The sequence below is a fragment of the Oribacterium sp. FC2011 genome, assembly GCF_000701645.1.
Classification (GTDB): domain Bacteria; phylum Bacillota; class Clostridia; order Lachnospirales; family Lachnospiraceae; genus Oribacterium.
Window position 1 is genome coordinate 111,464 of the sequence record NZ_JNJM01000007.1, and the last position, 12,383, is coordinate 123,846.

Sequence of the window (12,383 nt, forward strand, 5' to 3'; positions counted from 1 at the left end):
TGTCTGACGAAGCGTTTTTGCTTTCGATGGGCATACTATATATCCGAAAGCTTAAACTATGCTGAAACAAAAAAATAAAGTGAAAAGTTTTTTGCTATGGTAAACCATTTGGTATTTCTCCAAATGGTTGTAAATCAATTCCGGTGGGTAAAACAGGATATCATTCTTGATAGTAAATCTATACATTTTAGTAAACTTGCATTAGAATAAGTAACAGACGGTTTACTTATCAGAGGTACATAAGTCCCCCTCCGGACTGTTAATCTTTCCGGATAAAGGAGTTGCTGCAAAACTGATTTGTAAACTCTACAGAAACAATTAAGCCGAAGGTAGGTCCAGCCCCGGACCATCTGATGGATAGGATCCATTGCTAAGAAAGGACAGGGCGGCTACTGATTTCAGAAAAAAAAGGAGATGACAACACAAATGAATGCTTCTGAATTAAAGGAATTGAAGCTCAAAGCTGTTGAAGTGAGAAAAGGTATTCTTACAGCCACACACGGTGCTAAGTCCGGACATCCCGGCGGAAGTCTTTCCTCTGCAGAGATGTTTACCTATCTGTATTTTAAGGAAATGAATATCGATCCTAAGAACCCTAAATGGGAAGATCGTGACCGTTTCGTTCTTTCAAAAGGTCATACTGCACCGGGTCTTTACTCGGCTCTCGCTCTTCGCGGTTTCTTCCCTGTAAGCGATCTTCCTAATCTTCGTCACATAGATTCTTATCTTCAGGGACACCCGAACATGAACACTGTACCGGGCGTTGATATGTCGACAGGTTCTCTCGGACAGGGTATTTCAGCTGCAGCCGGAATGGCAAAGGGCGCAAAATATCTTGGAAAAGATATGCGTGTTTATACACTTCTCGGTGATGGCGAGCTTGCTGAAGGACAGGTTTGGGAAGCAACAATGTTTGCTGCTCACTACAAACTCGACAATTTCTGCATCATCGTTGACCTTAACGGTTTGCAGATCGATGGCAGAACCAAAGATGTCATGAATACAGCTCCTGTTGATGCAAAATTCGAAGCATTTGGCTGCAATGTTATCACCATTGATGGTGACGATTTTGAGCAGATTGAAAAGGCATTTGACGCATTCCACAAAAATGCAGGCTCTGAGAAACCGACTGTAATTCTTATGAAGACTACAAAGGGCAAGGGCGTTTCCTACATGGAAGACCAGGCCGGATGGCACGGCAAGGCTCCTAATGATGCAGAGTATGAACAGGGTATGGCTGAACTTGAAGCTGCCCGCAAAGAAATTGAGGAGGCGTAAATCATGGCTGATATAAAGAAAGTTGCTACACGTGACAGCTACGGTAATGCATTAAAAGAGCTCGGCGCTTCTGCATCAGATCTCGTTGTTCTCGATGCGGATCTTGCAGGTGCTACCAAGACCGGCATATTCCAGAAAGCTTTTCCGGATCGTCATTTCGACTGTGGTATTGCCGAGTGTAATATGACAGATGTTGGTGCCGGTCTCGCGGCAATGGGACTTGTACCATTCGTTTCCACTTTCGCAATGTTTGCAGCAGGACGTGCTTACGAGCAGGTACGTAACACCATCGGTTATCCTCATCTGAATGTTAAGATCGGTGCTACACACGGTGGAATTTCTGTAGGTGAGGACGGCGCTTCACACCAGTGCTGTGAGGACTTTGCCCTTATGCGTACCATCCCGGGTATGACTGTTATGTGCCCTTCAGATGATGTTGAGGCAAGGAAGATGGTTAAGGCTGCCTATGAAATGAAAGGCCCTGTTTATATGCGTTTCGGCCGTGCCGCAACACCTGTATTCCACAGTGAAGACTATAAGTTTGAGATCGGCAAGGGTGAAGTGCTTAATGAAGGTACTGATGTGGCTATCATCGCTACAGGTATCATGGTTCCTGAAGCTATCGAGGCATGCAAGGCTCTTCAGGATAAGGGCGTATCTGTTTATCTCATCAATATGCCTACTATTAAGCCAATTGATGAAAAGCTTATCCTTGATGCAGCAGAGAAGTGCGGAAAGATCGTAACCGTAGAGGAGCACAATATCATCGGTGGTCTCGGAGAGGCTGTATGCTCCGTACTTGCAGAAAATCATCCTGTACCGGTTAAGCGTGTAGGTGTTAATGATGAGTTCGGACATTCCGGACCTGCCGGAGAGCTTCTCAAGGCTTTCGGTTTATGTGCAGATAATATAGTTGAGCAGGCACTGGCACTTATTGAGAAAACAAAATAATAACAGTCAGAATCATGTTTTATTAAACAGGATTCTATGAACCAAATGAAAGACGGCTCTCTATCACATAGAGAACCGTCTTTTTATTATTTAGAGCCTCCATTTTAGCTGTATGTTAAACATATACGTAAAATGGAGACTCTTGTCAGATATAGTTGATTTTAGTCTTCAGTATTTGTTATTCGTTTCGCCCTTGCTGCACGTTTGCGTTTTTTCCTGTTCTTGTAGGAAAACCAGTACATAACGCAGTTGATCATAAAATAGACTGCATTACAAAGAAGAAAACGCACCCAGGCTACATTATGATAAAAAATAAGGGATATAAGCAGGCAGCAGATTGCAAATCCTAGTGTGTTTAAGGCGCTCTTTTTAAGTATAGTCAACATCATATGTAATTCCTTGTTATAGGCCAAAACAGAAATTTGCAGAGACTTCTGTTTCGGCCGGATTTTTTAGGCAAATTTTCTTTCCGGAAGACTCTTGGGTCTGTACTGGATATTACTAACCTGATATACAGTAACAAAGGCCTGGGGATCCACAGTATCAAGAAATGTCATAAGCTTCTGGAACTCATGCTTGTCCACAATGGTGATGATCTCTTCGTGCTCATCGAGGTGATAAGCACCGATAGCTTTATAAATGGTAGCACCGCTGTGAAGATCATTAAGAATAAACTGTCTTATTTCATCATTCTTTGGAGAAACGATGCAGACACGACGTTTCAGATTATGGTCAAATATAAAATGATCCAGCACGATACCATTGAGATATGTTCCCAAGAGGCTTAGCACTACTGTTTTTACATCATATGCAAGATATGAGGATAATGCTATGCAGATTCCGGCAGCCGACAAAGCCTTTCCCATTTCGATACGGAAATACTTGTTCAGGATTTTTGCCACGATATCAAGTCCTCCGGAGGAAGCATTTCTGTTAAAAAGGATGGCCAGTCCAATGCTCACCATGAAAGTATAACATATGACATCAAGAAGTGAATCCCCGGTAAGTGAGGAGATAGCAGGAAAAAACTTTTCAAAAATCCAGAGATATATGGGAAGCAGGATAGATGTATATACTGTTTTGTATCCAAATTCACTTCCACAGGTGAAGAAACCTATGATGAGAAGGATGACATTCAAAAACATGGTTATCTGTGACATGGTGAAGGGTACAAAGTTAACCAGTACTATGGCAAGACCGGATATGCTGCTGATGGATGCATGAGTAGGTATGAGTAAGAAATATACGGCAGCTGCAATGATGGCGGTTGCAAAAGATAAGATAAAAAGTTCCTTTAATGTTGAAAATATTTTCATAGGGCACCTCTGTAAATACATAATTTTATAATCAATTCCGGACATACAGATTCCGATCTGTTGGGACCGAAACTATAGCCATAGCAATAACTTCAAATTACAGCTCGTATATTCTAGCACCAAATCATCACAAAACCAAAAGCTAAAAAATCTTTTCATTGTCACCACTTTGCACCATATCGATACAGGCGTTGCGTATTTTTGCAATAAGGAATAAAGTATAAAAAATACACGCATTGCTATCTTTGGCGTACTCAAACCACATGGTAAAGTGGTATACTGTTACCATGTGATTTTTTATGTTAATGTTGTCATGCGGGCGTTTCATTCATGACGTATTAAACATAAAAATTCATGAAAAATCTTTATGAAAGCGAGTAACTGCCATGGAGAATCATAAGTCCCCCCTGGTAACGATCTGTTCGTTTATCGTGGATAAGCGAAATCTGTTTTTCCTGATCTATGCAATTCTCATGATCTTTTCCTTCTTCTCCCAGAACTGGGTGTCGGTGGAAAATGATCTTTCTGCCTACCTTAGCAAAGATACTGAAACAAGGCAGGCCATGGATCTCATGGAGGAGGAGTATACCACCTTTGGATCTGCCAAAATCATGGTATCGAACATCTCCCTCAGGGAGGCTTTTTCCGTGTGCGATACCATAAAAGAGACTCCCGGTGTTTTTGAAGCCGGCTTCCTGCCGGAATATCTGAATCCTGCTTCCGGAGAGGTGGCAAAGGAAGATGAAGAACTCACCATAGATGAGATAAGGGAGCATTATAATGATTCCTCCGCACTTTTCAGTGTTGTCTTCAAATATCCGGAAACTGATGAGCGATGTCTGGATTCCCTGAACAGTCTAAAGGAAAAACTAAGCTCCTACGACCTTCATATTTCAACCACCCTTGGAGATGTGCAGGCTGAAGCCATCGAAGAGGAAATGAAACTGATCATCGTTATAGTGGCGGCGGTTGTGGTTCTGGTTCTGATTCTGACTTCGGAAACCTTTGGAGAGGTGCCGGTGCTTCTTCTGACATTTGGATCTGCGGCCTTTATCAATAAGGGAACCAACTACATGATGGGAACTATTTCCTTCGTTTCCAATTCTGTGGCCATCGTTTTGCAGCTGGCACTGTCAATCGACTATGCCATTATCTTCTGTAACCATTTTAAGGAACAGAGGCAGTATTATGATACCCGCGATGCGGTCATCATTGCCCTCAGTCATTCCATCCCGGAGATTTCCTCCAGCTCCCTTACTACGGTTTCAGGACTCCTTGCGCTTCTTTTCATGGGCTTTGGTCTCGGAAGAGATCTGGGACTTACTCTTACAAAATCCATCATCATAAGTCTTTTCGCGGTATTCACTCTGATGCCGGGTCTTCTTGTGCTGTTTTCCGATATTATGATGAAGACAAAACACAAAAACCTGGTTCCGAAGATACCCTTCGTGGGAAAATTTGCATATGCGACAAAAGCATTTATACCTCCCATATTCCTGGTGGTCATCATCGTGGGCTATATCATTTCTTCAAAGTGCCCCTACGTTTACGGTTACTCCAATCTGAAGACTCCTATCCGTAGTGCTGCCCAGATTACTGAGGATATGATCAGGGACACCTTCGGCAGCGACAACATGATCGCCATCAATGTTCCCAGCCACGACTACTACAAGATTTCCCGAATTGCGGCCTCTCTGGAAGCCATGCCTGAAGTAAAGAGCGTAACTTCTCTTGCCAACACTGAGGCCAAGGGCGGTTATATGGTTTCCCAGCCTCTGACTCCGAGACAGTTTTCGGAGATGGCGGATCTTGACTACGATGTGGCTGCAATGGTTTACGGCATGTACGCTTCAGACAAGGACGAGTACGGTCACATCATAGGAGGTATCGACAAATACAAGATTCCATTCCTGGATGTGTTCACGTTCCTTCACGGCAAAATAGACGAAGGTTATGTGGATCTCGATGAAAAAGACCGGGCAGATATCGACGATACTTACGATACACTGGTTATGGCAAAGAAACAGCTCAGGGGCGAGAATTATGAGCGAATGCTGGTGTTCCTGAATCTTCCGGAGGAAAGTGCGGAAACCTTCGCTTTCCTGCGGGGACTTCACAAAGAGATCGATCCCGTTTTTGAAGACGAAATGGATAAAAACCCGGATCTCCATGTATATGTTGTGGGAGAGTCAACCTCCGAGATGGATCTGGGCACCCAGTTTGAAACGGATAATGTTATCGTCTCGGTAGTTTCACTTCTCTTCGTTTTAGTGATCCTGCTTTTCACATTCAAATCTGTGGGCATGCCAATCCTTCTCATCATGGTCATCGAGGGATCCATTTTCATTAACTTCTCCTTCCCGACCATTATGAAGGAAAACATTTTCTTTATCAGCTACCTTATCGTTTCATCAATTCAGATGGGTGCCAATATCGATTACGCCATAGTTATCGGCTCACGTTATGATGAGAACCGTAAGACCATGGGACGTAAGGAAGCCATCATTGAAACAGTAAACTTTGCTTTCCCGACAATTATCACTTCGGGTTCCATCCTGGCAATTGCGGGAACCGTTATCGGATTCCTGACCTCTGACGGAGCCATCGCCGGCATCGGCCAGAGTCTCGGACGAGGTACAATGCTTTCAATGTTCCTGGTATTGTTCGTTCTTCCGCAAATCATTCTTTTGGGTGACAAGGTCATCGCTGCGACAAAGTTCTCTGTTGCGAGACCGATAAAGTCAAGGGAGGAGAGCGGCATCATCAGAGTGGACGGTCGTATACATGGACATATCGACGGACAGATCCTCGGTACGGTACACGGCATCGTTCGCGGAGATGTGCGGGCCAACATCATTTCCGGAGATATACAGAAACTTGCTGATAATGAAGGACAGAATTTAGAGGAGTATCTTGATCATGAAGAAAAACAGTAAAAAAATAATGAAGACAGCCCTCCTCTGTATGATGATCCCGGCGGTGCTGATGAATACACCCGGAATGATATATGCGGCTGAGACAGTCGCTCCGGAGACCACGGAAGTAAGTTCCATTGATACTGGTTCCGATAAAGATGACTCCATAAACAACGGTTCCATAAGTACCGGCTCTGAAAATACTGACTCAGAGAATAAGGATACCATCATCATAAATTCCATGGAGGACTACAAAAGCTTTGCAAAAAAGTGCAGGGCTAATGTCTGGTCCAACGGTATAACCGTTAACCTGAACACGGATCTGGATTTTTCGGATGAAACGACTTTTCCAACGATTTCCTACTTTAACGGAACCTTTCTGGGAAATGACCATAAGATCTTAAATGTAAGATCCGGAAATCCCATGCTCCGCACTATCGGTCCCGCAGGAACAGTACAGAATCTGGAACTCTCCTCTGTTGTCACTTCGGAGCGTGATAAAACTGCGGCCTTTGTTTCAGAGAATTACGGTCTCGTGGAAAACATTACCGTGAAAAGCAACGTGAGCGGAAAGACCACGACCGGTATACTATCTGCATTAAACGGCGACACAGGCGTGATCCGTGGGTGTCATGTTTCCGGAAGCCTTGAGGGAGACAATGCTACAGGAGCTATAGCCGGAAGAAACGAAGGACTCATCGAGGATTGCAGCAGCTCCGCAAGAGTCAATACTTCGGTTCGGGAGAGCAGCGTTTCCACGGAGGATATCAAGGATATCCTGGAAAATATCCTTATAACCAAAAACATTAACAATGTTGAGAATTTCAAGAACAGGGTGGATACCGGAGGCATTGCGGGATATAACCTGAGAACAGGAACCATACGGAACTGTGAATCTACCGGGGACACAGGCTATAGCCATATCGGCTACAATACCGGTGGCATCACCGGGCGAAACGGCGGAGCCATCGAAAACTCAGTAAACAAAGGATCCGTCTTCGGGCGTAAGGATACCGGAGGAATCGCAGGTCAACAGCAGCCGGAGATCACGGTGGATTTCTCAAAGGATGTGCTAACTTCTCTTTCTGATGAGATAGATCAGATCAGCGTCCTGGTGACAGATACTCTGAACACAACAGAGGGTATGACCAACAGCACCTATGACCGCCTGAACGGGATTTCCAGAACCCTTACGGAAGTCAAGAACTCAACAAATACTATGTACAATGCTTCCCTGGAGCGTTTCGACGAGCTTGCGGAAACCATTAATTCGACTACCGATATACTGCTTAATGCTGTCGGAGACATAGGCGGTGATATGGACTATCTGGATGACAGTCTGGATGACTTAAGCCGGATGTCAGATAATCTCAGCGCTTCCATCGACGATCTTGCATATGCATTTTCAATGTCTGATGCAGAAAAGAATGCACTTATAGCCCAGAATAACCAGCTCCGGGAGGATCTTAATTACAGCAGTGCATTTGTAGCTGAAGCACAGAACCATCTTCTTCCCGAAGTACCGGAGGCAAGACAGGCAAGGGTTAACGAAGGTGCCACCAGAATTAACCGTCTTTTGGGTAATGTACGAGCCACCCGCACTATGCTTGAGGGTCTCCGCAGGCAACGGGAGCTGATTGCAAATGGAACTGTGCAGACTGATTTTAATCGCAGGAGCGCAGCTCTCAATGCATCAGTCAGCAATATTCTTGATTCTCTCGGGGATATGGATAATGCCTCCGCAGGTCTTTCAAAGTTCAGTTCGTCCTTGGGAGGAACACTTACAGGCATTTCAAACGGCATAAACATAAACGTGAAAAGCAGTCCTGTTATCCGAGCAGCGGGAGACAAGCTTTATGCCCAGCTGGACAGTCTCTCTGCTCAGCTTGACAGCTTAAGTGCCTTTGGCCGTGATGACAGCATGGAGGTACTGAACAATCTGTCGGAAATCAACAGGCGTTTCAGCAGCATTACTGACCTTTTAAAGAATGAACGTGACCGTCTTAATAACATTGCGGATAACGGCGGAGTATTCAATGACACTTCCGCTCCCGGAAATTCCACTTCCAGGATCATCGGATGTAAAAATGCAGGAAATGTTTCCGGCGACATAGGTGTAGGCGGTATCGCAGGAACCATCGGCATAGAATATGACCTGGATCCTGAAAAGGATATAATAAAGTCAAACGACAGGTCTCTCGATTACAGCTTCGGAGCTTCAGCAATCCTTATGGGTTCTGAGAATCTTGCCAATGTTGAAGGCCGCGGAAATTACACCGGAGGAATCTGCGGAAAGCTGGAGATTGGTTACCTCTCAGGCAACCAGAATACAGGTGACGTTAAATCAGAAAGCGGACATTTTGTAGGTGGTATCGCCGGCTACTCCGATGGAACACTTGATCAGAATACCGCAAGATGCCGTATTACCGGTGAAAAGAATGTAGGCGGCATCGCAGGATACGGAACCACACTTACCTACAACAGTGCAGCAGTCACTATCCTTGGTGATGAAGAGTACGCTGGCTCTGTCGCAGGAAAGATCGATAAGCTTGATTCTGATGTACTTTGGGGTAATGTCTACTACGGCGGTAACTACGGCGCCATCGATAACATTGACTACGCCGGAATGGCTGAAGAGTCGCCGGCTCCTCTGGGGACACTTCTTGTGAAGTTTATGCTTGGTGGGAATCTTATCGACATAAAGGAAGCAGCTCCCGGAACACTCCTTAAAGACGTGGAATTTCCTGAGGTAGAAGAGAAGGAAGGTTTCTTTATACAGTGGGATCAGCCGTTGGATACAGTTATAGAAGATGACATCGTGGTCAATGCTTCCTATTACCTTCCGGTGGCGCTGTTGAATGCTCCTCAGAATTATATGGACAGCAGTAAACCCGTACTTATCGTTGACGGACAGTTTATGGAAGAGGACGTTTTGGGCTTCAGCATGCCGGAGGAAAACCACTACATTGTGGAAATTCCGGAGGACGGTCTCAGTGAACGAAAGATCCGTGTACATAAGCCGGAATGGAAAAATTACAGCTTTACCGTAAACGGTAATGTACAGGCAACGGAAGACTTTGGCGACTACCTGATCTTCGTCACCGGCGAAAGAAAGCTTGATATACAGATGATCAAGGATGTAATCCCCTGGAGAGATATAGCTAAAGTTGTGGGAGGCATCGCGCTGGTGATACTGCTGATTACTTTGGTGAACAGATTCAGGAAGAAAAAACAGCCTAAGAAGAATGCGACTGAAAAAAGCTGACAAACAGGAGGATAGTACATGTACAGCGCTGATAATAACAGATATGAAAAAATGGAGTACAACAGATGTGGTGCTTCGGGACTGAAGCTTCCGAAGATATCACTGGGACTCTGGCATAATTTTGGTGATACCGGGAATTATGAAAACATGGTCAATATGTGTACCACTGCCTTCGATAACGGAATAACACATTTTGATCTTGCAAACAATTATGGTCCTAAGCCGGGAAGTGCAGAGATTAATTTTGGAAGGATCATGAAAGAAGTTTTCCCGGGTTACAGAGATGAGCTTATCATTTCAACAAAAGCCGGATATGACATGTGGCCGGGACCTTACGGAAACTGGGGAAGCAGAAAATACCTGATTTCAAGCCTTGACCAGTCTCTTAAGCGTATGGGACTTGATTATGTAGATATCTTTTATCATCACAGAATGGATCCGGAAACCCCTCTGGAGGAAACCATGGGGGCTCTTCAGCAGATCGTGAGAAGCGGAAAGGCCCTGTATGTCGGATTATCAAACTATAACGGTGAGACTCTGGAAAAAGCCTCAGCAATCCTTAGTGATCTCAAGGTTCCTTTTGTCATCAATCAGAATCGTTACAGCATTCTTGACAGAACTATCGAAAAGAATGGTCTCAAGGAGAAAGCGAAGGAACTTAAGAAAGGAATTATCTGTTTTTCACCTCTTGCACAGGGACTCCTTACTGACAGGTATCTTGACGAAATTCCTGCTGACAGCAGAATCCGCACTGACGGAAGATTCCTAAAAGAAAGTACTGTTATTGAAAAGAGGGATACTGTCAGAAGCCTTAATGAAATAGCAAAGCAGCGCGGCCAAAAACTTTCGGAAATGGCACTTTCCTGGATCTTGAAGGATGACTGTATAACATCGGTTCTGGTCGGAGCTTCAAGACCGGGTCAGATTTTGGATAATATAAAGGCACTGGAGAACACCACATTTACTAAGGACGAGCTGGATAAGATCGATAGTGTATGTAATGGATGAAACGGACTAGATGCCGGTTTATTAAAAATAATTTCACTAGATGTTTCTTGAATTATTTTTAAGGTGTAATGGTAAAAAAGATTAACGTTGGTGGCTTTGGAAATTTGCAAAGTCGCCAACGTTAAATATTTTCTAGTTTTCAAACAAATCCTCGCCGGTAATGATATTCTGAGCTATGTCAGAATATTTATTATATTTAAACCCATTTCCGCATATCAGAGTTACATGAATAGCTCCGGTAGAACCGGACTCTTTTTGAAAGTCGGTAACTCTGTTTTGGAGTTTTTTATATTCATCTTCATCTAGAGCATATTCTGAATTTGTGAATTTCATCTCGCAAAGATTGGTGACACCATCTTTCCTTGAAATGATGAGGTCAATCTGAGCGCCTTTTTCTGATTCCTGACTTCTCCAGGCAAATTCACTGGTTTCTATTCCACTGATGCCCAATACTTTTTTGATTGTGTCTATATGGTTAAAGCAGACTATTTCAAAGGATGTCCCTCTCCAGGAATTGTATCCCGGGGAATTGATATATGTATTCCATGAGTCGAACTTCTTATCTTTAAGAAATTTTATAGCAAAGAGAGTGAAGGGATCTATAAGCTGGTAAAAGGAATCAGTACTTCCCTTTGTGATATCAGAATATTTACGGATAAATCCACATTCTTCCAACTCTTTGAGATCTTTGGTTAAAACCGAACCTCCTCCGATGTCGGATTCCTTTGAGAGTTCTGTTCTTGTCATGCCACATTTCTTCTTTGCCAATGCTTCAAGTATGGCCATGTGTTTTTCTGGTTTATCAAACAATGAAAGGAAAAGATTGGTGTATTCGTTATTCAGTTCACCGTGTTCTTTAAAACATAACTCGTTTATATTTTGAGCCAGACTTAAACGGGAATCCAACAGATTAAGGTACAAAGGAACTCCGCCGAATACCATGTAGCTTTCAATCATCTGGCTTCTCGTCATCACTATATCATTTAGCTCATACATTTTTTCGCACTCTGAAAGAGTAAACGGAATTAGATGTATTTGTTTTGTTATTCTGTTATGAAACCCTTTTTTGTTTGTCAAAAGATTAGTGATTATCCAGGAAGTGGCGGAACCACAAACGATCAACACTAGATCCGCCTGTGAAGATGCCCAACTGTTCCAGAAGTAATCTAAAGCACTTTTGAAATCAGACCTTGCAGTATCCATCCATGGAAGTTCATCAAGAAATATAACTCTTTTATTATTGAGAGGTTCCCTATAAATCTTTTCGCTTTCAAGAAGTTGACGGAGACGGCCAAAGGCTTCGAACCAATCTTTTGGAGGCGTTTTATCATTGTATCCATATGAGCATAGACTTTCGTTAAAAGCTCGTAGCTGGCTCTTGGTTTTTGAATCAGTCAGACCTGTAGCATAAAACGAAAACTGACGGTTAAAATATTCTCTTACAAGATAGGTTTTTCCTATTCTTCGCCTTCCGTAAACTACGACAAATTCCGGTCTTTTTGATTTAATGCATTGGAAAAGGCTGTCTTTTTCATGTTTTCTTCCGATGATCTTCATATCGCACCTCTTTTGTGACATAAATCGCCAAAAACAAACTATTAAACATGTTTTTGGCGATTTATAAGCCATAAAATGATTATAAATCGCCAA

Annotated in this window: 7 protein-coding genes; 5 read left to right on the forward strand and 2 right to left on the reverse strand. The window is 43.4% G+C overall.

What is annotated here, in order from left to right:
* Window positions 1–426 precede the first annotated feature (426 nt).
* Both T357_RS0107350 and T357_RS0107355 read left to right on the forward strand, forming a co-directional pair.
* A complete protein-coding gene (locus T357_RS0107350) occupies window positions 427–1,278 on the forward strand; it encodes a transketolase (protein WP_031550391.1) in 852 nt (283 codons plus the stop codon).
* 3 nt (window positions 1,279–1,281) lie between these two features.
* Window positions 1,282–2,229: a transketolase family protein gene (locus T357_RS0107355; RefSeq protein WP_031550394.1), complete on the forward strand. Its 948-nt coding sequence runs from the start codon at window positions 1,282–1,284 to the stop codon at window positions 2,227–2,229.
* Window positions 2,230–2,681: 452 nt separating this feature from the next.
* Here the strand turns inward: T357_RS0107355 and T357_RS0107365 are convergent, their stop codons facing one another.
* On the reverse strand, window positions 2,682–3,545 hold the full coding sequence (locus tag T357_RS0107365) for a YitT family protein (protein WP_031550399.1): 864 nt from the start codon (window positions 3,543–3,545) through the stop codon (window positions 2,682–2,684).
* A 386-nt stretch (window positions 3,546–3,931) separates the two neighbouring features.
* Between T357_RS0107365 and T357_RS0107370 the strand changes: the two genes are divergently transcribed.
* From T357_RS0107370 to T357_RS0107380, 3 genes are read left to right on the forward strand one after another with little or no spacing between them, the layout of a single operon-like run.
* Window positions 3,932–6,481 carry an MMPL family transporter gene (locus T357_RS0107370; RefSeq protein WP_031550402.1) on the forward strand — a complete coding sequence of 850 codons (2,550 nt, stop codon included), beginning with the start codon at window positions 3,932–3,934 and terminating at the stop codon, window positions 6,479–6,481.
* Window positions 6,465–9,725: a GLUG motif-containing protein gene (locus T357_RS0107375; RefSeq protein WP_031550404.1), complete on the forward strand. Its 3,261-nt coding sequence runs from the start codon at window positions 6,465–6,467 to the stop codon at window positions 9,723–9,725. The genes T357_RS0107370 and T357_RS0107375 overlap by 17 nt, the downstream gene beginning before the upstream one ends.
* 18 nt (window positions 9,726–9,743) lie before the next feature.
* Entirely contained in the window at window positions 9,744–10,733 is a 990-nt protein-coding gene (locus T357_RS0107380; RefSeq protein ID WP_031550406.1) for an aldo/keto reductase, read from the forward strand.
* A 132-nt stretch (window positions 10,734–10,865) separates the two neighbouring features.
* On the opposite strand, the gene T357_RS0107385 is transcribed toward T357_RS0107380, so the two are convergent.
* On the reverse strand, window positions 10,866–12,290 hold the full coding sequence (locus tag T357_RS0107385; RefSeq protein ID WP_031550409.1) for an AAA family ATPase: 1,425 nt from the start codon (window positions 12,288–12,290) through the stop codon (window positions 10,866–10,868).
* Between the last annotated feature and the right edge of the window lie 93 nt (window positions 12,291–12,383).

Bases quoted from the DNA above. Each gene is read 5' to 3' on its own strand.
- T357_RS0107350 (WP_031550391.1), top strand. From the start codon at position 427: ATGAATGCTTCTGAATTAAAGGAATTGAAGCTCAAAGCTGTTGAAGTG.
- T357_RS0107355 (WP_031550394.1), top strand. From the start codon at position 1,282: ATGGCTGATATAAAGAAAGTTGCTACACGTGACAGCTACGGTAATGCA.
- T357_RS0107365 (WP_031550399.1), bottom strand. From the start codon at position 3,545: ATGAAAATATTTTCAACATTAAAGGAACTTTTTATCTTATCTTTTGCA.
- T357_RS0107370 (WP_031550402.1), top strand. From the start codon at position 3,932: ATGGAGAATCATAAGTCCCCCCTGGTAACGATCTGTTCGTTTATCGTG.
- T357_RS0107375 (WP_031550404.1), top strand. From the start codon at position 6,465: ATGAAGAAAAACAGTAAAAAAATAATGAAGACAGCCCTCCTCTGTATG.
- T357_RS0107380 (WP_031550406.1), top strand. From the start codon at position 9,744: ATGTACAGCGCTGATAATAACAGATATGAAAAAATGGAGTACAACAGA.
- T357_RS0107385 (WP_031550409.1), bottom strand. From the start codon at position 12,290: ATGAAGATCATCGGAAGAAAACATGAAAAAGACAGCCTTTTCCAATGC.